General features: G+C 66.8%; 26 protein-coding genes. 13 read left to right on the top strand and 13 right to left on the bottom strand.

Annotated elements, in window-relative coordinates:
• Nucleotides 1-97: 97 nt before the first annotated feature.
• The 4 genes from ACZI8W_RS25855 to ACZI8W_RS25840 all read right to left on the bottom strand — a co-directional run bounded on the left by ACZI8W_RS25855 (nucleotide 98) and on the right by ACZI8W_RS25840 (nucleotide 2,206).
• On the bottom strand, nucleotides 98-550 hold the full coding sequence (locus tag ACZI8W_RS25855; RefSeq protein WP_463371398.1) for a pentapeptide repeat-containing protein: 453 nt from the start codon (nucleotides 548-550) through the stop codon (nucleotides 98-100).
• 243 nt (nucleotides 551-793) lie between these two features.
• Nucleotides 794-1,363, bottom strand: coding sequence for an ATPase (locus ACZI8W_RS25850; RefSeq protein ID WP_463371397.1), 570 nt, complete (start codon nucleotides 1,361-1,363; stop codon nucleotides 794-796).
• Nucleotides 1,360-1,746, bottom strand: coding sequence for a TA system antitoxin ParD family protein (locus tag ACZI8W_RS25845; RefSeq protein WP_463371396.1), 387 nt, complete (start codon nucleotides 1,744-1,746; stop codon nucleotides 1,360-1,362). Before ACZI8W_RS25845 ends, ACZI8W_RS25850 begins: the two co-directional genes overlap by 4 nt.
• A gap of 106 nt (nucleotides 1,747-1,852) precedes the next feature.
• Nucleotides 1,853-2,206: a VOC family protein gene (locus ACZI8W_RS25840; RefSeq protein ID WP_463371395.1), complete on the bottom strand. Its 354-nt coding sequence runs from the start codon at nucleotides 2,204-2,206 to the stop codon at nucleotides 1,853-1,855.
• Between the two features lie 197 nt (nucleotides 2,207-2,403).
• Between ACZI8W_RS25840 and ACZI8W_RS25835 the strand changes: the two genes are divergently transcribed.
• From ACZI8W_RS25835 to soxR, 3 genes are all read left to right on the top strand, one after another.
• On the top strand, nucleotides 2,404-3,477 hold the full coding sequence (locus tag ACZI8W_RS25835; protein ID WP_463371394.1) for a class I SAM-dependent methyltransferase: 1,074 nt from the start codon (nucleotides 2,404-2,406) through the stop codon (nucleotides 3,475-3,477).
• Between the two features lie 1,164 nt (nucleotides 3,478-4,641).
• Nucleotides 4,642-5,133, top strand: coding sequence for a GNAT family N-acetyltransferase (locus ACZI8W_RS25830; protein ID WP_463371393.1), 492 nt, complete (start codon nucleotides 4,642-4,644; stop codon nucleotides 5,131-5,133).
• Nucleotides 5,134-5,275: 142 nt separating this feature from the next.
• Nucleotides 5,276-5,719 (top strand): redox-sensitive transcriptional activator SoxR, encoded by a 444-nt coding sequence (gene soxR, locus ACZI8W_RS25825; RefSeq protein WP_463371392.1) that lies wholly within the window; start codon nucleotides 5,276-5,278, stop codon nucleotides 5,717-5,719.
• A 38-nt stretch (nucleotides 5,720-5,757) separates the two neighbouring features.
• Here the strand turns inward: soxR and ACZI8W_RS25820 are convergent, their stop codons facing one another.
• The 3 genes from ACZI8W_RS25820 to ACZI8W_RS25810 all read right to left on the bottom strand — a co-directional run bounded on the left by ACZI8W_RS25820 (nucleotide 5,758) and on the right by ACZI8W_RS25810 (nucleotide 7,874).
• The gene (locus tag ACZI8W_RS25820) at nucleotides 5,758-6,525 is read right to left on the bottom strand and encodes an esterase/lipase family protein (RefSeq protein ID WP_463371391.1); all 768 of its coding nucleotides are present in this window, start codon (nucleotides 6,523-6,525) and stop codon (nucleotides 5,758-5,760) included.
• Between the two features lie 320 nt (nucleotides 6,526-6,845).
• On the bottom strand, nucleotides 6,846-7,487 hold the full coding sequence (locus ACZI8W_RS25815; RefSeq protein WP_463371390.1) for an AMIN-like domain-containing (lipo)protein: 642 nt from the start codon (nucleotides 7,485-7,487) through the stop codon (nucleotides 6,846-6,848).
• Nucleotides 7,488-7,532: 45 nt separating this feature from the next.
• Nucleotides 7,533-7,874, bottom strand: a complete 342-nt coding sequence (locus ACZI8W_RS25810) for an inorganic pyrophosphatase (protein WP_463371389.1) — start codon at nucleotides 7,872-7,874, stop codon at nucleotides 7,533-7,535.
• A gap of 888 nt (nucleotides 7,875-8,762) precedes the next feature.
• Between ACZI8W_RS25810 and ACZI8W_RS25805 the strand changes: the two genes are divergently transcribed.
• Both ACZI8W_RS25805 and ACZI8W_RS25800 read left to right on the top strand, forming a co-directional pair.
• Nucleotides 8,763-8,978 carry a hypothetical protein gene (locus ACZI8W_RS25805; protein WP_463371388.1) on the top strand — a complete coding sequence of 72 codons (216 nt, stop codon included), beginning with the start codon at nucleotides 8,763-8,765 and terminating at the stop codon, nucleotides 8,976-8,978.
• 25 nt (nucleotides 8,979-9,003) lie between these two features.
• Nucleotides 9,004-9,498 (top strand): hypothetical protein, encoded by a 495-nt coding sequence (locus tag ACZI8W_RS25800; protein WP_463371387.1) that lies wholly within the window; start codon nucleotides 9,004-9,006, stop codon nucleotides 9,496-9,498.
• Between the two features lie 18 nt (nucleotides 9,499-9,516).
• On the opposite strand, the gene ACZI8W_RS25795 is transcribed toward ACZI8W_RS25800, so the two are convergent.
• Nucleotides 9,517-10,284 carry a decaprenylphospho-beta-D-erythro-pentofuranosid-2-ulose 2-reductase gene (locus tag ACZI8W_RS25795; RefSeq protein ID WP_463371386.1) on the bottom strand — a complete coding sequence of 256 codons (768 nt, stop codon included), beginning with the start codon at nucleotides 10,282-10,284 and terminating at the stop codon, nucleotides 9,517-9,519.
• A gap of 105 nt (nucleotides 10,285-10,389) precedes the next feature.
• Between ACZI8W_RS25795 and ACZI8W_RS25790 the strand changes: the two genes are divergently transcribed.
• Genes ACZI8W_RS25790 through ACZI8W_RS25770 form a run of 5 tightly spaced genes read left to right on the top strand, consistent with a single transcriptional unit; the run spans nucleotide 10,390 to nucleotide 15,608 of the window.
• On the top strand, nucleotides 10,390-11,334 hold the full coding sequence (locus ACZI8W_RS25790; RefSeq protein WP_463371385.1) for an STM4015 family protein: 945 nt from the start codon (nucleotides 10,390-10,392) through the stop codon (nucleotides 11,332-11,334).
• Nucleotides 11,331-12,491 (top strand): STM4014 family protein, encoded by a 1,161-nt coding sequence (locus ACZI8W_RS25785; RefSeq protein WP_463371384.1) that lies wholly within the window; start codon nucleotides 11,331-11,333, stop codon nucleotides 12,489-12,491. The genes ACZI8W_RS25790 and ACZI8W_RS25785 overlap by 4 nt, the downstream gene beginning before the upstream one ends.
• Complete coding sequence (locus ACZI8W_RS25780) at nucleotides 12,488-13,342, top strand: STM4013/SEN3800 family hydrolase (RefSeq protein WP_463371383.1); 855 nt, start codon at nucleotides 12,488-12,490, stop codon at nucleotides 13,340-13,342. Before ACZI8W_RS25785 ends, ACZI8W_RS25780 begins: the two co-directional genes overlap by 4 nt.
• Nucleotides 13,339-14,694, top strand: coding sequence for an STM4012 family radical SAM protein (locus ACZI8W_RS25775; RefSeq protein WP_463371382.1), 1,356 nt, complete (start codon nucleotides 13,339-13,341; stop codon nucleotides 14,692-14,694). The genes ACZI8W_RS25780 and ACZI8W_RS25775 overlap by 4 nt, the downstream gene beginning before the upstream one ends.
• Nucleotides 14,640-15,608 (top strand): STM4011 family radical SAM protein, encoded by a 969-nt coding sequence (locus ACZI8W_RS25770; protein WP_463371381.1) that lies wholly within the window; start codon nucleotides 14,640-14,642, stop codon nucleotides 15,606-15,608. The genes ACZI8W_RS25775 and ACZI8W_RS25770 overlap by 55 nt, the downstream gene beginning before the upstream one ends.
• Here the strand turns inward: ACZI8W_RS25770 and ACZI8W_RS25765 are convergent.
• Nucleotides 15,568-16,698, bottom strand: coding sequence for a M24 family metallopeptidase (locus ACZI8W_RS25765; RefSeq protein WP_463371380.1), 1,131 nt, complete (start codon nucleotides 16,696-16,698; stop codon nucleotides 15,568-15,570). The two genes, ACZI8W_RS25770 and ACZI8W_RS25765, sit on opposite strands and share 41 nt — an antisense overlap.
• A 35-nt stretch (nucleotides 16,699-16,733) precedes the next feature.
• Between ACZI8W_RS25765 and ACZI8W_RS25760 the strand changes: the two genes are divergently transcribed.
• The 3 genes from ACZI8W_RS25760 to ACZI8W_RS25750 are packed head-to-tail and all read left to right on the top strand — an operon-like array spanning nucleotide 16,734 to nucleotide 19,145.
• Nucleotides 16,734-17,717: a 5'-3' exonuclease gene (locus tag ACZI8W_RS25760; protein WP_463371379.1), complete on the top strand. Its 984-nt coding sequence runs from the start codon at nucleotides 16,734-16,736 to the stop codon at nucleotides 17,715-17,717.
• 7 nt (nucleotides 17,718-17,724) lie between these two features.
• Entirely contained in the window at nucleotides 17,725-17,979 is a 255-nt protein-coding gene (locus ACZI8W_RS25755; protein ID WP_463371378.1) for a hypothetical protein, read from the top strand.
• A gap of 38 nt (nucleotides 17,980-18,017) precedes the next feature.
• A complete protein-coding gene (locus ACZI8W_RS25750) occupies nucleotides 18,018-19,145 on the top strand; it encodes a flotillin family protein (protein ID WP_463371377.1) in 1,128 nt (375 codons plus the stop codon).
• A gap of 70 nt (nucleotides 19,146-19,215) precedes the next feature.
• On the opposite strand, the gene ACZI8W_RS25745 is transcribed toward ACZI8W_RS25750, so the two are convergent.
• The 4 genes from ACZI8W_RS25745 to ACZI8W_RS25730 form a co-directional block, all read right to left on the bottom strand.
• Nucleotides 19,216-19,827, bottom strand: a complete 612-nt coding sequence (locus ACZI8W_RS25745) for a CG0192-related protein (RefSeq protein ID WP_463371376.1) — start codon at nucleotides 19,825-19,827, stop codon at nucleotides 19,216-19,218.
• 221 nt (nucleotides 19,828-20,048) lie between these two features.
• The gene (locus ACZI8W_RS25740) at nucleotides 20,049-20,399 is read right to left on the bottom strand and encodes an alpha/beta hydrolase (protein ID WP_463371375.1); all 351 of its coding nucleotides are present in this window, start codon (nucleotides 20,397-20,399) and stop codon (nucleotides 20,049-20,051) included.
• 540 nt (nucleotides 20,400-20,939) lie between these two features.
• A complete protein-coding gene (locus ACZI8W_RS25735) occupies nucleotides 20,940-21,275 on the bottom strand; it encodes an MmcQ/YjbR family DNA-binding protein (protein ID WP_463371374.1) in 336 nt (111 codons plus the stop codon).
• 46 nt (nucleotides 21,276-21,321) lie between these two features.
• Nucleotides 21,322-21,619, bottom strand: a 298-nt coding sequence (locus tag ACZI8W_RS25730; protein WP_463371373.1) for a hypothetical protein, incomplete at its 5' end; no start/stop codon positions are given.

Below are 21,619 nucleotides of genomic sequence, written 5' to 3'. Positions count from 1 at the left end.
ACGCGGGGTGATGCCGTTGGCCTGACCCGGTGCGGGAGATCAGCTGACCGCCCACAGGGAGATCAGCTGTCCGCACACAGGGACACGACCTGTCCGCCTACGGGGATGCCCTGATGTCCCTTGACACCGCCAGCGAGGAATCCGAAAGATTGGCCAATTCGAAGTCGGAATCTGACAGGTCTGCATTCGCCAAAATGGAACGGCTCAGGTTGATGCCTGCCAATTTCGTCGACCGTAGGTCGACTGTGTGGAGCATCGATGATTCCAGATCCGTGTTGAGATGTGACCAGCGCGTCAACTGCTGAATGTGGGTCGAGGTGGTTTCGAGTCGAGGCCCCGCTTGAGCCTTCGACCACCAATCCGATCGGTGTGACAGTTCTTCGAGCACTACCTTGCGGACGAACATCTCGCCCTGCAGGTTGTCGGCATCGTGGGGCGGCCGGCTGCAGGCATACCGCCGGATGACGTCGATCGCCGTTTGGGCGTCGCTGTCATTCCCGGACGCCACCCACTCATCAGCGAGGGAGAACATGCCGTAGATCCCGGCCATGCGAACTGCTGCGGCCGTGTGACCGAGCTGCTCCGAACACGCCGAGTATCGGTCCGCTCTGAGGCGCTCCCGGTCGTGACCCCTAGATTCTTCATGATGGCGGATGTCCATCCGACGGTTCAGTGCCCCGTTCCCGAATGCAAGCGCGGCAGCTGTGACGACGCCCCCTCCTGTGAATACGGTCGCCAGCGGCTGAGTCAGCTCGAACATGTATCTCCCTGGAAATTGTTGTGCCGTGCACCGCTACCCGAGCAGGGCGAACGCCGACGGTGTCCATGTCGGCCATCGCACCGCCCCGACCGGCGCTCCCGCCGCGAACCGCGCCACCGGCGCCGGCGTCCCCGAAGCCGCGTCGTACACCGTGGCTTGATCCGCACGACGGATCGCCTCGACCACCAACGGCCACAATCGTTGATACCGCGCCCGGATCTTGTCGTCCGGCACGGAATGCCCACCCGCGGACACCCGGTGCGCCACACGCGCGACCGACATGGCCTCGGGCACCATCATCACGTGCAATACCACCACGAACCCGGCGCGTTGCGCCCGATCGATGAGCTCGAGCTTCGACTCGTGCGAGAACACCGTCTCCGCGATGAACGAGCGTCCCTCGGCGATGAACCGGTCCCGCACCGTCGCTGCGACCTGCGCCGCCTCGTACGACATTTCCTCGGCCCGATCCGGCCACCGTTGCTGCGCGATCACATCCGCATTGACGAACACACTGAGCGGCAGCAGGGGAGCGAGTGACAACTCCACGAACGTCGACTTGCCGGCACCGTTCGGGCCGACCACCAGATCCAGACGCCTCATGCGTCGTCGAGCACGCGCGTCGTTCCATCCGGATGCCGTTCGACCAGACGGCCCTCGTCATCGAGTACGACCGTCGTGACACCGCGCCCCGCGAGCACACCGACATAGTCGATATCCGCCAGATGATCGGCGAGCCGCGAGTCGATCTCCGCGTTGAACAGCCGCCCCTCGGCATCGGTGAGATCGGAGACCGTGCGCGACCCGGACAACGCGTCGTGCACACGGCGTAGCGAGGCGCTCTCGTGGGCGGTCATGGCCCGCCCGATGCGTGCCCAGTATTCGAGTTGCTGCCGCCCGGTGCGGTTCTGCCGGCCACCTTCGGCGATGGCGCTGTCGACGAGTTCCGCGTCGAATCGGGTGACCTTGTCGGTTGACGGAGCCATCACGACCTCCTTGCGTTGCAGCCTGCTACTGATTGTAGCTGTCTGCAACGGACGGCGCTCCGGCCTGCCCATCGGGACGAACTGGCCGGGCGCCGACGGAAGTCGGTCAGCGAGGAAGCGGGCTGTAGAACACCAAGCCGTTGCCTTTGTTGTCGTACACCACCGCGCGGCGTTCGTGTGCATCGTCGTACGGGCCCTTCACGATGCCGCCGCCGGCCTCTTCGATGGCCTTCGCGGCGCCGTCCACGTCGTCGGTCTTGATGCCGACGACGACTTGGCCGTGAATCGGGTGGTCCACCGAGGTGGCGAGTGCCAGGGTGACGCCACCGCCGTCGAGGGCCGCGAAATGCGTGCCGTCGCGGAACTTGAGACCCATACCCAGGGTGTCGCTGTAGAACTTGATTGATTCGTCGAGGTCGTCGGTCGACAGCACGATCATCTTCACTTCATGGCTCAACATTGCCTCCTCGGATGAAAGGTGCCTCAGCCTAACGCGTTCCGTGGTCGATCGGTCAGGGTCGATGGTCATCCATTACCGGTACCCTGTCGCAGTTCGCGATCATCGGGGCTGCGGCGATGATGCCCGACTGCATCGGCCGGGTCGACCCCGCGAGCGCCTAGAATGTGCTGTACATCACTAACCTGAGGAGGTGTGCGATGACCACACCTGGCATGCAGGAAATCGATCAAGACACGCTGGAGCAAACCCTCGGGAAACTGGTCACCGACATGGGCGCCGCACTCAACAGCGCGCTGGTCATGATCGGCCTCGATCTGGGTTTCTGGGAAGCGCTCGACGGGAACGGCCCGACGACTTCCGATGTGCTGGCTGAACGTACCGGAGTGCGTGAACGCTATGCGCGGGAATGGTTGTCGGCGCAAGCTGCAAGTGGGTATCTCATGTACGACGCGAGCACCGGCACCTTCACGCTGACGCCGGAGCAGGCCATGGCATTCGCCCGCATCGACAGCCCGGTCTATCTTGCCGGCGGCTACCACCTGATCAGCGCGGTGTTCAAGGACCGGGAGGCGATCACCAAGCGAATCCGTCAGGGTCGGGGATTCGGCTGGCATGAACACGACACCGAGTTGTTCACCGGAACCGAACAGTTCTTCCGGCCGGGCTACCGCGCGAATCTGGTCGACGCGTGGCTCCCCGCACTCGATGGCGTCGTCGACACACTCGCGGCCGGCGCCGAGGTGGCCGACATCGGATGCGGGCACGGCGTCTCCACGACACTCATTGCGCAGGCCTTCCCGAACTCGGCGGTGCACGGCTTCGACTACCACAACGAATCTATCACCCGCGCACGAGAACTGGCAGCCGAGCAGGGCGTCGAGAACGTGGACTTCACGGTCGCATCGGCAGCGGACTACCCCGGTCACGACTACGCTCTGGTGTGCTACTTCGACTGCCTGCACGACATGGGCGACCCGGTCGGTGCGCTGGCGCATGCGCGCGACACACTGGCTGACAACGGCACTGTGATGCTCGTCGAACCGTATGCGCACGACAGCCTCGCCGAGAATCTCAATCCGGTCGGGCGGATGTACTACGCGGCTTCGACGGTGCTGTGCACGCCCTCATCGCTCGCTCAACCTGTCGCGCTCGGTCTCGGCGCGCAGGCCGGCGAGACGCGACTCGCTGCGGTTGCGGCGGAGGCCGGATTCGGTGACTTCCGTCGCGCGACAGAAACACCGTTCAACTTGGTTCTGGAGGCGCGGGCCTGAGTCCAATTACGTCACTGTGACGTTTCTGTTTTGCGGCAGGGTTGTCGGGGAGTGAGCATCGAGCGCGCTCGGTGCAGAACGCAGAAACGGTGTCAGCAGAGGCCACAAGGGTGATCCGCTGGGGGGTGCCACGCCGTGGTGGACACCCAGAACCCCTGCCAAAACGTCACAGTGACGTTTTGGCTGGATTGGTTGGGTGCGTGGGGGGACGGGACATCGATCAAGGTCGAACAATTCGATGCGGGTGTCGGCCGTCGACGGGACGGCGGGTCGAATATTCGATACTGGTGGCAGACCTGCCAGGAATCCCGGTCGGTGAAAACGTCGGCGCATCGCATGACGAGCGACCGGCGATGCGACGACGCCATCGGCGGCAGCGCGGACCGATGTACCGCGCGAAGCGTATGTCGAAGTCGATGCGCACACGAGCGACGCTGGCTGATGCCTGTAAAACCGCAGGTGAACCTACATCCAAATAATGCCGATAATCTACATTATGTCAAGTAACCGAGATCTGGGCCTACCCGATCGCCGCTCAGGGTGGGTTCGGGTCGCGGCATCACCCAGGGTGATGTCGCGGACCGATCGCTGGGGCCGTCCGCGGGCTCGTTGTTGCCCGTGGTCTGATCGACGAGCACGCCGGGCACCCCACGCCGGAGTCCCCACGCCGGAGTCGATGTCGCCCGGGATGTCGTCGGTGAGCCAGTGCGTCAGCGCGTGCGGCAAGGCGCATATCGTCTCGCGTTGCGCCTCGGCATGTTCATGTGCCGGCTACAGGTGTCGGCACGGCGAGCCGAAAGGGTCGCTCCCCACGCCGCACACCACCTCCCCCTGAGAGTTGATCTTGATGGATAATCACCATTATCCATCAAACCGACTGTGCGGCACCGACTCTAGAAGCTGCTCCGCTTCACAATGGTGCCGTATCGCACCCGTAGGAACGGTGAGATCGTCCGGTGTCACCTCGCCGCTATCGGCATCTCGTTGATCTCCCCGGCGTCAACGGCCATGCCCGATAGGCAGGGGAACGGACTCTCGTCAACCCTGATTGCCGGTCGAGTGTCTGACCACTCCCCTGCGTGACCTCGGGCGGTACTGTCCGGCAGCCGGGCTGGACTCCGTCGTCCACTGGCGAATCCTCACAGGCGGTGCGACGCTGTGTGCATGCCTTCGACTATTCGCGCAGCCGGTGCTGCGGACACGTCGTTCTTGACCGACATGTTGGTCGAGGCCGCGTTCTGGCGCCCCGACGGACCGCGCGGCACGGTTGACGAGGTTCTGCGTCGTCCGCAACTTGCCCACTACATCTCGGGTTGGCCCCGAATCGGCGACCTCGGTCTGGTCGCGGAGGACATCGACAGCGGCGCCCCCATCGGCGCAGCCTGGCTGCGGTACTTCTCCGCAGACGACCCCGGCTACGGTTTCGTGAACCCCGCAATACCCGAAATGTCCATGGCAGTCGTCCGCCCCCTCAGAGGGCGCGGCGTCGGCGGAAGCCTACTCCGCGCACTCGTCGACACCGCTCGTGGCGCGGCAGTATCAGCGATCAGCCTCAGCGTGGAACCGGACAACTACGCCTGTGCTCTGTACGAACGGGTCGGATTCACGCCGGTCGGCAGCGTGGACGGCTCGCTCACCATGATTCTTCGCATCTGACACCGGCTCGTCGGCCGCTCCCGGCGGATGCCGTGACCGAACAGCGCCGACCTCAGGTCCACCTGTCCCCTAACTGCGCGCGACATTTCGGTACTGTGCAGCACAGGATCGACACGCACGTGCCCTACCGAGAAAGGTGCCGATGACTGCTGGCGTCTGGCTGACACCCGGGCAATTGTCCGAGCGTTCCGGTGTCGCGGTATCGACATTGCACTACTACGAGTCACGAGGGCTGATCGACAGTCGTCGCACGTCCGGCAACCAGCGTCGCTACCGGCGCGACACATTGCGCCGCGTGGCCTTCATCCGGATCGCGCAGGGTGTCGGTGTGTCTCTGGAGGACATCAGGAAGGCTCTCGATTCGCTTCCGGACAGTCGGGTGCCGACTGCGGAGGATTGGGCGCAGCTGTCGCTGATGTGGCACGACGAGTTGAACCGCCGTATCGAGGCGTTGACCGAGTTGCGTGACGACTTCGCCGGATGCATCGGGTGCGGGTGTCTGAGTCTGAAAAGTTGCCCGTTGGCGAACCCTGGGGACGTGTTGGCGAAGGAGGGGCCCGGACCGCGGCGGCTCCCGGTCCGGTGAAGCCTGGTTCCACCCATCGCCCGGCATCAGCGCACGCATCAGGACGCGAGTTGTTCGATGACCCACATTGCTGCCTCAGGGCTCGACCGGAGGCTCGAGTGGTCGACCGCCGGTGCACCCGGGAAGGCCGCTTCGAACAGCGTGTTCGTCACACCCGGTTCCGCAATGAACGAGCATGTTCCCGCCGGTGTCGCGACCTGGTCGTTTTCGGTGGCCAGCACCGCATACCGCACGCCGGGTTGGGTGATCGCTCCGTCGGCGAACACCTTCGTGTGAACGTCCGAACCGGGTGCGAGTTGCAGCGCGACAGCCAGATCGGGCGAGAGATACCCGAGGGCAGAGGAAAGAAACGGCAACGCCTGCAGCACTTGCACGGGAGTGATGGGTGGATTGTCGATGCCATATGCGGCGAGGAACCCGGCGCCGTCGCAGTCCCGCCCCTCCGGGGCCAAGAACACCGCGTGCGTCACATTGCTCGCCCCGCCCAATACCTTCATGTAGTAGTTGGAGACGACCGTACCGGCGGAGTGCGCAACGAGATCGACGTTCTCGGCGCCGGTTGCAGCCCTGACGGACTCGACGAACTGCGCGAGCTGCCCGGCGCCGTCGCGGATGCTTCCGGCCCAGCGCTTGTCGTCCACGACGCCGCCTTGGAAAAGTAACGTGCACGTGCCGGTGTCGTGGAGCGCCGAAATGACGGTGGACCACTGGTCTGCGGTCTCGAAAACGGTGCCGTCGGCACCCGGCAACACGATGACCGGGCGTGGATGCTCGGCGGTAGGTCCGCACTCGATCGGTGGCGTCACCACGTCTCCGGCGGGCAACACGACGGGATCCCCCGATCCCGTTTCCGGCGTCGCCTGAGCGGGTGCACCTCAGATCAGGGCGAACCCCACCGTCATCGCCACCCCGATCGCCCGGGCCACCGAGGTGATCGTGCGTCGCTCACTCATGTTTCACGCCTCCCCCGTCTCGTCCATGAACCGCACCGAGGGTAACCCGTGCTGTCGGGACAAGGGAGTCGAGTTGTCCACCCGTGGAGTCCTGTGGGGATGACGACATTGGCACGCACTTCGAGATCGTGGACGCCGGTACCGGTTCGATCCGACGCGGGCGCGGTTCTCGCCTATCCGCCTTCGGTTTCGATCGTGATCGTGAGTGTTCCTGCCTCAGAGGGTGAATCGACGATCACGGTCGGCATCGTGGTCCGGGTGCTGAGATACGACTGGGCGATGGCGGCGCTGCTGGGATAGCTCAGGACCTCGACCACCGCAGAGGCATCGCCTTCGGATGCCAGCCGAAGGGGCACAGCATCGTCCTGCCAGATGACGCCCGTGCGTGCACCACTCAGATCGATCTGCAGGATGCACGAACCTGCGATCGGGACGGCGGCATCGGTGGCCCGTAACCGTGGCTCCTGCACGAATCGGGCCGACCAACCGACGAGACCGTCCCCGCTGAGCGTGAAGACGACGGTATCTTCCTCGCCGAGTTCGATGGACTCCAGCAACGGGTAGTCCGCGGGAGAGTCGATGACGCCGAGTTCGAGTGGACCGTCGCCGGGGACGAGGCTCGGCGGCGTGTGTGATGGATCCCCGACCCGTAGCTGCCCGGAGAACGAATCGAAACGAGCACACGACTCCCGCGCTGTTCGATCGGACTCGGCGGCAGAGGAACCGGTGACATCGACCGTGATGCACGCTGCCGTCACCACGCCGATGGACGCGACCAGTGCCGCGGATCCGACGTGGCGTCTGCACCAGGTCATGGTGACCTCTCCCCCTTGGACACGGCCGCTGCCGTCGGCGAATACTCAGCGATGAATGATCGTCGTCCCGAGCTGGAGCGTCCCGGACAGGAACGCGGCAACCTCATCGATCTCTCCGGGTGTGCACTCCAGCAGGACCTTGACCTCCACATCACGTTTGCGGGTGTCCACCGTGAGCGCGACCGCGGTGATACCGGCACCCGCACGGCTACCGACGAACACGTCTACACCCTCGCCGTCGACAGCGGTGGTGCCGTCGAGGAAACCGTAGTCCAGCGGATAGATCACCTCCGGGAACCGCGGGTGCACAGAGCGTTCGGGCCGGTCGATCCGGATCCGCGCCGAGCGGATGAGCGCGTCGAGGGCATCGAAGAACGACGACTGCATCGGCCCAGTATGCGCTCTCCTGGGGCACGCATCGCAGTCGACTGTATATCTGTTGTGATGACACAAGTTTCGCAACGGGCAGTAGTGGGTGTTTCAGCACTGTCGCCGGGGCACGGCTCAGGCGGCGGGTTGGCGCCGAATGAGATCCGCCATGCCGGGCACGGTGAACGCGATCCGCCCGTGCTCGGGTGCCCAGACCAGACCCTTCTAGATCGCGGTTTCGCGGACATCGCGTCGTCCGTTTGGAAGGGTGCCTCCGGTGCGAGGTTCCAGATTGCCCTGCCGAACTCCTTCAGGAGGTACGGGTAGCCGCCGCTGGCGGTGACGTGCACTTCGAGCGCGTCGTCGGTGAAATCACTTCCGTGGTGGCGGACCGGGATCCTCAGCGCGTCGGCAGCGGCGTCTCTGTCGAGGGGACCGACTGTGTGTTGTAGGGAAACTGGCTTTCCGCGTAGGAGCGATTCTCGGCCAGGACGGCAGGCAAGTTGGGGAGACCAGCGCCGACGAGGAAGAACGGTCATTCGTGTTGGCCGGCCCGGTGCTGGACGGTGACCAGCGCCGAAAGCAGGTCGGAGTCGAGGTCCTGCATTTTCGTCGATGAACAGGCCGAAGGCGCTTCCCCGTGATTTGAGAGCGGTGGTGATCGCTTCGACGCTTGCTTCGAGCGACGAGATGGAACGGTATAGGTCGATATGGGAAATTTCCCATATCTCTCCATATGGTCCCCGAAGTTCCCCGATCTGCGGCCCCCACATCAGATCGACGCGTTCCTGGGCGCTTTCCTGGATGGCGTGGATCGCCTCACGGAAGCTACCAGTCCATTTCCACCCGGGCGCCTTCGGGGCAAGATTCGGGTGCAGTCGGCGAGATCGTGGGAGGCTACGGTGCGTGTGGGCTGCGGAAAGTTTCCAACGGGACGTATCGGCCGGTGAATGGGTGCATGACGCCCTGTCGCGATTCGCCGACGGCCATCGCGGCACGTTGGTCGGTGATGTGGTGCCGCCGGCGTTCGAGGCATACGCACGCGTTCTGCACCCCGCGCATCGACGGACCGGTCCGGCGGCCGGTGAGGTCGAGGCGGTCACCTGGCGGGGAGGTCGCTGATGCGAACGGACGTACCGCCCACCCATTGATGGAGTGGGACTTCATCACGGCCGCTCCGATCCGCAGTCAGGGGCAGCCGGGCCTGTGGGACACAAGCCCGGCGACCGGAGAGCTGGACGGCCCGACCCTCCGCGCACTGATCGCCGCGCTCACACCCTTCACCGCGACTGCGGACCGGTGCTGGTTCGCGATATGGGGAGGTAACACCATCCTCGACGAGGTCCGGGACCACGCCGGGCGCATGAAGGCGGGGTGGATGACGATGTTCCTGATCGCTGATTCGATCACCGCGGCAGACAACGGATTCCGCGCTCTGCTCTCGCCGAACCTCTGGTGGCCGCAGGACCGAACATGGTGCGTGGCAACCGATATCGACCTGATGGCCAGCTACGTGGGCGGGTCCAGGCAGTGCCTCGAGGCAATCCTCGAATCGTCCGAGCTGGAAGCGTTCGAGGTCTCGGTCGAGATGAGCGTCCAGTGGGACAGCGACACCATCAATCCGCGACCGTCACGCCCCTGACACTGCGCGCGGCCGGCCCTACCGCGGCAACCGCCGCCACACCGCGCGCGGCAGCAACCGCATCCCGAAGAACACCGGCCGCAGCACCGCCGGCACCCACACCTCACCGCGACCACGCTGCAACGCCCGCACCGTCGCGTCCGCCACCTGCGGCGGGGTACTCGGCAACGGTGCCGGGCTCATCCCCTCGGTCATCCGGCCGATAACGAACCCGGGCCGCACCAACAGCAGCGACACACCGCTGCCGTGCAGGGCGTCGGCCAGACCGGACGCGAATCCGTCCAGACCGGCCTTCGCCGACCCGTACACGTAGTTCGCGCGGCGTACCCGCCAGCCGGCCACCGAGGAGAACACCACGATGCGGCCGCTGCCCTGCGCGCGCAGGCGCTGCGCCAGCACCGTGAGCAACCCGACTTGGGCGACGTAGTCGGTGTGCACGACCGCGACCGCATGCGTGGGATCGGTTTCCGCGCGGGCCTGGTCGCCGAGAATCCCGAAGGCCAACACCGCCACATCGATCGTGCCGTGCGCGGCAGTGATCGAGTCGAGCACCGCCGGATGGGTGTCGAGGGCATCGGCGTCGAACTCGACGGTGTGCACCTCCGTCGCACCTGCGGCCCGCACCAGTGCGACCGGTTCGTCGAGGTGGTCGGCGCGGCGCGCGGCCAGCACCACCGTGCGTCCCGGCGCCAACCGTGCGGCGATCTCGACGCCGATCTCGCTACGCCCCCCGAACACGACAACGATGCCTGCGGTCGAACTCGAATCCGATGTGGTGTTGCTCATGACGTCAGTGTGCCGGGCCGCGGTCGGGCACGTGTCGGGACCCTGGCATAAGGTGCCAACGGCACAGTTCGACCGACGCACTCCCTCGGAAACGGAGCATCACCGGTGACGATCGACACCCCCACCAGCACCTTCGCTGGACTCCCCGTCCAGCAGTACACCGCAGAGACCACCTCCCCCGCCGATCCCGCCGCGGTCGCGTGGAAGGTCGCAACCGACTGGCGACGCGGCGACGACGGATTCGTCGACGATCTGCTGTCCCTCGCCGGTCAACCCTGGGCCGGGCAGATCACCACGCTGGTGTTCGGATGCTGGACCGAGGCGAGCGATCCGCTTCCCACCGACAAGGTAGTGCCGTTGCTCACGGCGTTCCCTGCCGTCCGGCACCTGTTCCTCGGCGAGATGACCTTCGAGGAATCCGAGATCTCCTGGATCGACTGGGGCGACCTCGGCGCGGTTCTCGCCGCGTTCCCCCACCTCGAAACCCTGCACCTGCGGGGCGGCAGTTCCTCCGTGATGGGCGATCCGGTCCCGTTCGCCACCCCGACCCTGCCGCGATTGCGTTCCCTGACCGTCGAATCCGGGGGTCTGCAACAGCGCTACCTCGAGGCGCTGCTCGCCCTCGACGCACCCGAGCTGACCGACCTCGAGATCTGGCTCGGCGTCGAGAACTACGGCGCGATCACCACCATCGACCCGATCGCGCCGCTGCTCGCCGGTGACCGTTTCCCCGCCTTGACCCAACTGGGGCTGCGCAACAGCGAACTCGTGGACAGCATCGCCGAGGCCCTCGACGGCGCCGCGGTCCTGCGACGCGTCACCCGGCTGGACCTGTCGAACGGCACCCTCACCGACACCGGTGCGGAGGCACTGACCGGCGGTGAGCTCGGAGCGGTACGCACCCTGATCCTCGACCATCACTTCGTCTCCGACGAGGCGTTGCGGCGACTGCGCTCGACGCACCCGCAGATCGCGATCTCCGCAACCGACCGGCAGGAACCCGAGACCTACAACGACGAGGTCTACCTGTACACCGCTGTCTCCGAATGACATCCACTCCCGAACTGCTGGTCGTCGGAAACCCGGGTAGTCGCCGTACCGCCCTGCTCACCGCGGCGCTGCGGCGGGCGGGGCTGCCCGCGCCGCGGGTCGTGAGCTGGCACGCCGTCCTCGCGGACGGACCCGCCCGCGCGGGTGCTGTCCTCACCGAGGCCCTGGCCGCGCCGGGAGCGTCGACGCTGGTGCGGATCGACTCCCCCGGCGACGACCCGATCGTCGATCGGTTGCTGCGCGGCGTACCCGACTGCGCACCGCGCGGCGCGATCACCGCCGGTCCTGCCTGGTATCGGGGGTTCACCACCGCCACCGCCGGGCTCGGTGCCGCGGCCACCGCGGCCGGTGCACACCTGACGGCCCATCCCGGCGACCTCGCGGTGCTCTTCGACAAGGCCGCCTGCCATGCACGTCTGGACGACGCAGCCGTTCCGGTACCGGCCGCGCTCGACACCCCCGGCACCACCGCGGTCCGCGGCTGGGAGGACCTGCGTGGCAGGCTACGCACCCGCGGCTGGACCAGGGTGTTCGTCAAACCCGCCCACGGTTCGTCCGCGTCCGGAGTGCTCGCGCTGCAACTGCGTGGACGCGGTGTCGGCGCGGACGTGCTCGCCCGCGGGCCGGTGCGGTGGCACCACGGGATGCTCGTCAACAGCCTGAGGCCCGGCACGTTCCGCGGCGACACGGAGGTCGGCGCCCTCGTCGATGCCCTCGCCCCGCAGCGACTGCACATCGAACAGTGGTTTCCGAAACTCGTCGTGCACCGCACGGCCGTGGATGTGCGGGTCCTCGTCGTCGCCGGCACCGCCACCCACGCGGTGGTGCGCACCTCGCATGGGCCGGTGACGAACCTACATCTCGGCAACACCCGCGGCGAGGTTGCGACACTGCGCGCGGCGCTCGGCGATGCGGGGTGGCAGCGGATGCTCGACGTTGCGGAAGCCGCCGCCCGATGTTTCCCCGGCATGCACACCGTCGGGGTCGACGTGCTCGTCGGGGCGAGCGCTGCTTCAGGGTCGCAGCCCATCCCGGTGGCCGTCGCGGAAGTGAACGCCTTCGGTGATCTACTGCCGAACCTGCCTGGCCTGCACCGCCGCGAGCACGACACGTACGACGCCCAAATCCACAGCCTGACCGGAGCGTTCACCGCATGATCCAGATTCCCGCATTCGCCGATGTCATCGGCACCCACGACATCGTGTTCGTCACCCTCGACACATTGCGCTTCGACGTCGCCGACACCGAACTGACCGCCGGCCGCACCCCGAACCTCGCCGCACTGCTCCCCGGTGGACGGTGGGAACGCCGCCACACCCCCGCGACGTTCACCTTCCCCGCCCACCAGGCGTTCTTCGCCGGTTTCCTGCCCACCCCCGCCGACGGCGGCGACCACGACCGGTTGTTCGCGGCACAGTTCCCCGGCCACACCGAAGATCTCCTCGGGTCCGGCACCTGGCTGTTCGACGAGGCCACCGTCGTCGGTGCGCTCGCCGCCGCCGGCTACCGCACCGTGTGCATCGGCGGCGTCGGATTCTTCAACCGACAGACCGCGCTCGGGTCGGTGTTACCCGACCTGTTCGAGGAAAGCCACTGGAGCGAGGCCACCGGCGTGACCGACCCCGGCTGCTTCGATCACCAACTCGACGTGCTCGACACCCGCCTCGCCGTGCACGATCCACGCCCCCGGTTCGTGTTCCTCAACATCGCAGCGCTGCATCAGCCCAACCACTTCTACCTCGACGGCTTCGCCAGCACCCCCGACACGCGGCGCCCCGACACCCTCGCCAGTCACGCCGCGGCGCTGCGGTACGTCGATTCGCGAATCCCGAAGCTCACCGAAATGCTCACCGCCGGCCCCCGGCCGGTGTTCCTGATCGTGTGCTCCGATCACGGCACCGCCTACGGCGACGACGACTATTGCGGGCATCGCCTCGCGCACGAGTGTGTGTGGACGGTGCCGTACGCACACACTGTGCTGCCGCACACGACGGAGGTATCGGCATGAGCGGGATCGGCATCGATCTGGATGCGTCCCCGTATCAGGGGTATCTGTACGCGTATCCGCACAAGAGCGCCTACCGGCCCCTCGACCCTTCGCCGCGACTGCGGGACGTGTGGGCCGAGCAGGACGTGTCGGCGCTGTTCCTCTACGCGCACATCCCGTTCTGCGAGATGCGTTGCGGTTTCTGCAATCTGTTCACCACCGCCCGACCACCCGCCCACCGGGTCGCCGACTATCTGCAGGCGCTGCGCCGCCAGGCTCAGCAGGTCCGCATCGAACTCGACGCGACCGGCCGCGACGCCCGATTCGCCACGGCGGCGATTGGGGGCGGTACCCCCACCTATCTCGAACCGGCCGAACTCGACGACCTGTTCGACATCCTCACCGGTTTCGCTCCCGAGCTGCCGCACCTGCCGATCGGGGTGGAGACTTCCCCGGCCACCGCCACCGCGGATAGGCTCACGGTGCTCGCCGACCGCGGGGTGCATCGCGTCAGCATGGGCGTTCAGAGTTTCCTCGACCGTGAAGCGCACGCGGCAGGACGGCCCCAGCGCCGCGTCGACGTCGACGCGGCCCTCGACCGACTGCAGGACGGCCGGTTCCCCGTCGTCAACCTCGACCTGATCTACGGCATCGACGGGCAGAGTCCCGACACCTGGCAGTACTCCCTGGACACGGCACTCGCGCGGCGTCCCGAGGAGATCTACCTGTATCCGCTGTATGTGCGGCCACTCACCGGGCTCGGTCGCCGCGCCGGCGACGAGCACCGGCACGATCCGCAGTGGGACACCCACCGTCTCGACCTGTATCGGCAGGGTGTCGCGGTGCTCACCGCCGCCGGATATCGACAGCAATCGATGCGGCAGTTCCGGCGCGCCGATGTGCCGGGGGACGACACCGACTACTGCTGCCAGGACGACGGCATGATCGGGCTCGGCTGCGGCGCCCGCTCCTACACCGACACCCTGCACTACTCCTTCGACTACGCCGTCGGGATCCCCGCCGTCCGCACCATCCTCGACGAGTACAGCGCCACCACCGATTTCACCGGCGCCAGCGTCGGCGTGCACCTCGACGAGCAGGAGCAGCGTCGCCGCTGGCTGATCAAGACCCTGCTGCGCACCGACGGGATGCGCACCGCCGACTACACCACCCGCTTCGGCACCGATCCGACCGTCGACATCCCCGAACTCGACGAGTTGACCGCCCGCGGCTGGGCCACCCACCGGCCCGATCCCGCCGGTGGCACCTGGATCCGGTTGACCGACGACGGGCTCGCCCATTCCGACGTCATCGGCCCGTGGCTGGTGTCGACTTCGATCCGTGCGGCGATGGCCGCGGCCGCACCCCGATGACCGGCCCTGCCGCACTCGAGCTGACGATCTTGTATCGCGGTCCGTTGGCGAGCTGCAACTACGACTGCCCGTACTGCCCGTTCGCGAAACGCCGCGACAGTCCCGCCACGCTGCGCGCCGACCGCGCCGCACTCGCCCGGTTCGTCGACTGGGTTGTCCGTAACCCGCACGGGCATCGGCAGCTCTCGATCCTGTTCACCCCGTGGGGCGAGGCCTTGACCCGCTCGTGGTACCGGGACGCGCTGGTGACCCTGTCGCACCTCCCGCACGTCGGGACCGTGGCAGTGCAGACCAACCTGTCGTGTCGCACCGGTTGGCTCGCTGCCGCCGACCCCACCCGGCTCGCCCTGTGGTGCACCTACCATCCCGGTGAAACCACCCTCGAGACATTCGTGGCGCGCACCGCCGAACTCGACGCGATGGGGATCCGGCATTCGGTGGGGATCGTCGGACTCGCCGACAATCTCGACGCCGCACGCGCGCTGCGCGCGGCGTTGCCCGACCACACGTATCTGTGGGTCAACGCCGAAGAAGGCCGCAGTTACGACCCGGCGGAGGAGGCGGTGTGGACTGCGCTCGATCCGCTGTTCGCGTATTCGGCGCACCCGCACCCGGCGGCGGGGTTGCCGTGCCGTACCGGGGAGAGCGTGATCAGCGTCGACGGTGACGGGCTGGTGCGGCGCTGTCATTTCGTCGCGGCGCCGCTCGGCAACCTCTACGACGGCACCTACCTGCGCGCACTACGGCCGCGTCCGTGCCCGAATGCGGTGTGTGACTGCCACATCGGGTATGTCCATCTCGAGACGCTGCCGCTCTACGAGGTGTTCGCCGGCGGTGTCGTCGAACGCATCCCCGCCGGTCGGCGGTTGCCGCTCAGCCCGGCAACACCGTCAGCCCGCGCGGACGCCGATTGACCGATTCGCAGCCGTCGTCGGTGACGATGACGATGTCCTCGATGCGGGCACCCCATTCACCGCGGAGGTAGATGCCCGGTTCGATGCTGAACGCCATGCCCGCCCGCAGCGGTTCGGTGTTGCCGCCGACGATGTACGGCTCTTCGTGCACCGACAATCCGATGCCGTGCCCGGTGCGGTGCACGAACACCTCCGCGAGGCCCTCGGCGGCGAGCAGTTCGCGGGCTGCGGCGTCGATGTCCTCGGCGCGCGCTCCCGGCTTCACGGCGTCGACCGCGGCCTGCTGCGCGGCCTCGAGCAACGCGATCTTCTCGGCGGCCGCGGGATCCGGTTCGCCGATGCTGTAGGTGCGGGTCGAATCGGAGTTGTAGCCCGGCTCCACCGGGCCTCCGATGTCGATGACCACGATGTCCCCGGTGGTGATCACCCGATCGGAGACCTCGTGGTGCGGATCTGCGCCGTGCGGACCCGACCCGACGATCACGAACGCCGCTTCGGTGTGGCCTTCGGCGATGATCGCAGCGGCGATGTCCGCGGCGACCTGCGCTTCGGTGCGGCCCGGGCGCAGCCACTCCCCCATCCGGGCGTGCACCCGGTCGATGGCTGCACCGGCGCGGCGCAGCGCCTCGATCTCGTCACTGTCCTTGATCATGCGGAGGTCCCGGAGCACCGGCGTCGCGAGGGTCGGGACGTGATCGAATGTGGCGGCGAGCGGGATCAGGTGCAACGCCGGCATCGCGTCGGCCACCGCGACCTTCCCCTCGGCGGGGACGAATTCCGCGACGATCGCGTACGGGTTCTGCCCGTCCACCCAGTCGCGTACCGGCAGTGCGAGTTCGGCGACGGCGGAGTCGTTCAGCGACGCCAGTTCCAGGCGCGGCACGACGACCGCGGGGGTCGACCCGTCGGTGGGTATCACCAGGCAGGTGAGGCGTTCGAACGATTCGGCGCGGGACCCGATCAGATAACGCAGGTCGGGGCCGGGGGTGATCAGGAGCGCATCGAGTCCGGCGGCGGCACCGAGTTCGGCGGCGCGGCGCAGTCGGGCTCCGTAGCGGACGGCGGGGAAGCGGGACTCAGCGGTGCTCATGTCGTCGAGCCTAATGCCCGCCGACAGATGGCAGGATGAGGTCCGTGACCGAACCCGACACTTCCGCACATCCCAGCGGGGCACCGTCGCTGATGCTGCTCGACAGCGCAGGCCTGTGGTTCCGCGCGTTCTACGGCGTGCCCGATTCCCTCACCGGCCCCGACGGCACCCCCATCAACGCGATCCGTGGGTTCGTCGACATGGTCGCAACGTTGATTCGTCGCCATCACCCCACTCGGATGGTCGCCTGCCTGGATCTGGACTGGAGGCCCGCATTCCGGGTCGCGGCGGTGCCCAGCTACAAGGCGCACCGCGTCGCCGCCGACTCTCTCGACGGCACCGTCGAAGACGTTCCGCCCGCGCTGAGCCCGCAGATCCCGGTGATCCTCGACATCCTCGCCGCCGCGGGCATCGCCACGGGCGGCGCCGACGGTTTCGAAGCCGACGACGTGATGGGCACGCTCGCCGCGACCGAACGCACCGATCCTGTGGTGGTGGTCAGCGGCGACCGTGATCTGCTGCAGGTCGTCACCGACACCCCCGTGCCGGTGCGGGTGCTGTACGTGGGTCGGGGTCTGGCGAAAGCGGAGTTGTTCGACCCAGGATCGGTCGCAGCCAAATACGGTGTTCCAGTGGACCGGGCCGGCGCCGCCTATGCGGAACTCGCGGTGCTGCGCGGCGACCCGTCGGACGGGTTGCCCGGCGTCAAAGGCATCGGGGACAAGACCGCGTCCGGGTTGCTGCTGCAGTACGGGTCGCTCGCCGCGGTGCGCGCGGCGGCACTCGACGAGTCGACGTCGCTCGCGAAAGGAATACGCAGCAAGCTCGTCGCCGCGTCCGACTATCTGGACGTGGCGATGCCGGTGGTGCGGGTGGCCACCGACGCGTCGGTGCAGCGTTCGAAGTCCGATGAGTTGCCGTCGTCGCCGGCCGATCCGGATGCGTTGACCGCGCTCGCGCAGCGGTGGGGTGTCGAGCGGCCCGTGGGGGCGCTCACCGCAGCCCTCGCCGGGCAGTAGCCCGCGCATGTCCGACCAGACTCCGATCGGGAAGATCGGACGACTCACGCTGGCCACCCGCGGGGCCGAGGGGCCCGGACAGGTGGAATTGACGATCCGCGGTGGCCGCGAGACCTACACCGCGTGGTCCGCGCAGCCGCTGCCCACGATGTCCACCGTCTTGGTGGTCACCGACCGAGGTGGCCGTGCCCTGGACGTCGAGCCGTGGCTCGACTTGGATGTCACCGGTGAGACCGGCACTGGCCGACCAGGCAGTACCTGAACACCCGACCCAGCACTACCCAACACAGAGGAGTCCGAATGTTCGGCTATCGAGTGCCCGCCCCCAACGAGGCCCTGCTCATCTCCGGCGGGAACCGCGGAGGAGATGGGGCACCATTTCGTGTGGTCACCGGGCAGGGGGCGTTCGTGATCCCGGTCCTGCGAAAAGCAGACATCCTGTCGCTGGACCTGCACGAGGCCCTCATCAAGGAAACCTGTGTGACCACCCAGGGTGTGGAATTGTCGGTCAGTGCAGTGGTCGCATTCAAGGTGGGCAACGACAGGGAATCGATCGTCAACGCTGCGCAGCGTTTCCTGTCCTCGCAGACGGGTGCGATGGCCGGTACCGTCGGGGAGATCTTCGCCGGTCACCTGCGGTCGATCATCGGTTCGATGACGGTGGAGCAGATCATCCGGCAGCGTGAGGTCCTCGCCTCACAAGTGCTCGACTCCTCCAATGTGGAGATGGGCCGGATGGGTCTGATCGTGGATTCGATGCAGATCCGGTCCATCGACGACTGCGGTTCCGGTTACATCGATTCGTTGCGCGCACCGCACCTCGCGCAGGTCGAGCGGGAAGCGAAAATTGCGCAGGCAGAAGCGGATCGGGCCTCTGCCGAAGCGCAACAGGAATCCCGTCGTCGGCAGGCGGAGTACACGCGCGAGACCGCCATCAAGGAGGCCGAGATTTTGGCCGAGACCGACCGCGCCAAGGCGGAGTCCGCGCAGGCCGGGCCGCTCGCGCAGGCGACCGCGCAACGCGAGGTCCTCGAGGCGCAGTCGGAGCTGGCCATCAAACAGGCGGAACTGCGAGAGAAGCAACTGCAGAGCGAGGTCATCAAGCCGGCCGAGGCGAAGGCCCGCGAGACCGAGATCCTGGCCAGGGCGAAAGCCGAGGAGATCCGGATCCTGGCCGAGGCTGCCGCGTCCAACGACCGTGTCGCGCTGGATCAGACCCTGATCGAGCAGTTGCCGCTCATCGTGGAGGCCGCTGCGCAGGGCCTGGCGAACTCCAACCTGACCATCCTCAACGGTCAGGAAGGGGTCAACGACACCATCTCCGGCATGGTCGGTCAGGGTCTCGCCGTGTTCGAGACGCTGCAGAAAGGTCTTTTGAGCGGAGACAAGGATGATGACCGGTCGGGTCTGCACGAGATCACGGGCTGACGCGGTTGCACCCCGCGGCCGGAGACACGGCGCGGCTTCTTCCGCTGCCGCGCGTGTTCCGGCTGCTCGCCTACCGGATGTGTGCGAGAAGCGCGGGGCCGGTGTCCCATTCGCCGAGTAGCGCGGGTCCGGTGGGTTCGGTATCGACCAGGCGGTGGTGCACCACCACGGTCGTCTCTCCCGCCGCGATGACGGTGTCGGTTCCGGCAGTGCTTGTCCGGAGCTCGGTGACCGTGGGGACAGACCCCGAGCCGGATCCGGTTCCCCGGACGTGCACGGTGTTCTCGATCTTCCGCGGCTCCGCGCTGTCGACGTGCACGAATTGCTCGGCTTCGCGTCCGGCACCGTCGATGGTGGCAAGCAGCTGCCGGATGTAGACGGGGTCGGTCGTGGCGTCGTAGATGTAGCGGTGTCCGAGCACCGAATGCTCCATCTCACCCACCAGGTGCGCCGTCGGCAGCGGTGCCCCGCGATAGGTCAGTGGCACCTGGTAGACGGAGCCGTCGGCGTCGCGCACCAGATGGGTTTCGATCCCGACTTCACCGTCGGGGTCGTCGAATCGGTATGCGCCGACCTGCTCGAGCACCGGGGCCGTTCCCGGGTAGTAGTCGGCGGACGGCAGCCAGGCGGCGATCAGTTCCGGCTTGGTGGGCGACAATTGGGCTGCATGCAGGAGTGCCACGTGGTGAGCATAGCGCGGTGCCGGCTGGCGCACGCCGCGGTGGCGCCGCGCACGAGGTCCGGGCCCTGCCGGCGCAGCGGGGGTTCGCCGTGCCCGACACACCCGGGTAGCAGCTGCGGACCCTGGCCGATGTGCTCGCCTACGCCGCATCCGAGGGTGTCGAACTGCGCATCGATAGCACCGAAATGCAGGTCCGCCGGCCCCGGGCCAACACATCCCGCTCACTGCGCTGCTTGCGGAAGCTTCAGCCCTTCCGCCAGCAGCGGCCACGACCGGTAGAACGCGTCCTGCCAGTAACCCCATGAGTGGGTACCACCGGGACTGTAGATCGAACGTGGCCGGATATCCAAATCGTTCAGACGAGTCTGCCGGTTCGTCGTGCACCAATGCACAGCCCCTTCGATCACGCCGCAGACGACCACTTGGTTGGCCAATGCCATTGCCTGCTCAGGGGTGCTGGCATCGGGGTCGCCGATCGTGAACTCGCTGCCGAGCGTCTCATGCGGACCGGGCAGGCCGGTGGCGTCGGGCACGAACAGTCGGGCTCCACGCAGTCCCTCGGCATTGATCACGGGATAGTTCTGCACCCACAGGGGGTCATCGTCCTCGCGGTACAGTTCCGGATGTCGCCGCCACCATAGGTTTCGACAACAAGTTTCATGAACTCCTTGCCGATCGGATCAGAGGTTTTGCGCGCATCCGCTGTACCCGGCGACCGTGGAGGAGAACCGGGCTTGGCGATCGTATACTGCAACACCGCGGTCGCGGTCATCGAATTCGCTGCGATTGCCTGCACACCATTGGTTCCCAGTGCGGCATCGACCAACGCCGGCAATTCCCCGAGGAAGAACCTTTGCCACTTGTTGCGGCCGAGAGCCGGATCGATGCGAGTTGGCGGTGGGCTCAGGCGATCACAAAGACCTGGCGAGGTATCCGCTGCGCGTTCACCTGACGGTGATTCCCCGACCGCACGAGATGAAAGGCGCTTCCCGGACCGTGGAACCGGGCGTACACCCGATCGGATCGGGCGCACGCCTCTACCACGGCATCAGTCCTGTACCAGCATTTTTCCACCCAACTGTCTTGCCGGTCACCGGCACGACAGATCGAGGTCAATTGACCGGTGTCTGCAGTCGCTTGGGTGCGCGGGCTTCCCACGCCTCGAAGAGCAGCTCGGACAGTTCCGCGACGTCGACGTGCTCGAGTCGGATCAGGACGCTGGCGTGTCCCTTGTAGTGGTCAGTCGTGAAGAACTTATCGGGAGCAGCGCGGAGCAGGGCGTCGCGTTCTTCGAGACTCTCGCGCCAGCAAACCAGGACGTCGGGTCGTTCGTGTATCCGGGCGAAGATCTTGCCGGCGACATAGAACGCCGGCGTACTGTACGAAGTTCGCTCGGTTACTTCGGGCAGTGCGGCGGCGAGCCGGCGGACGTCGTCTTCAGTGCTCATGGGTCTCTCCTGTCGATGTGTGGTTCCCGGCCTGTCAGCCGAAGCTCTACGCCAGGCCGAGGGGCGTCGCCGAAGCCAGGATCGCGGAACCCATCAGGGCGGCAGCCGCGTTCCAGGCTTCGAATGGCCCGGTGAACGGTTGGTTCCGTTCCTTCAGCGCTTGGCCTGATGGTCGATGACTGGCCCGGTGCGCATGCTTCGGTGCCGACCGCAGTCGCCCGTTACCTTTTTCATAGCCCTGCAACACAGGGTGACGGTCGCCAAGTTCGGTATGACTTCTCGCCCCTGTCTCTCGAATGATCCGGGGGGTGGTGTCGCCGAACCTGGTGACGTCGATGGACCGC

It is taken from the genome of Rhodococcus ruitaii (genome assembly GCF_055230935.1).
Note: the sequence above shows the minus strand (reverse complement) of the source record. Positions and strands in the feature narration are given on the sequence as shown.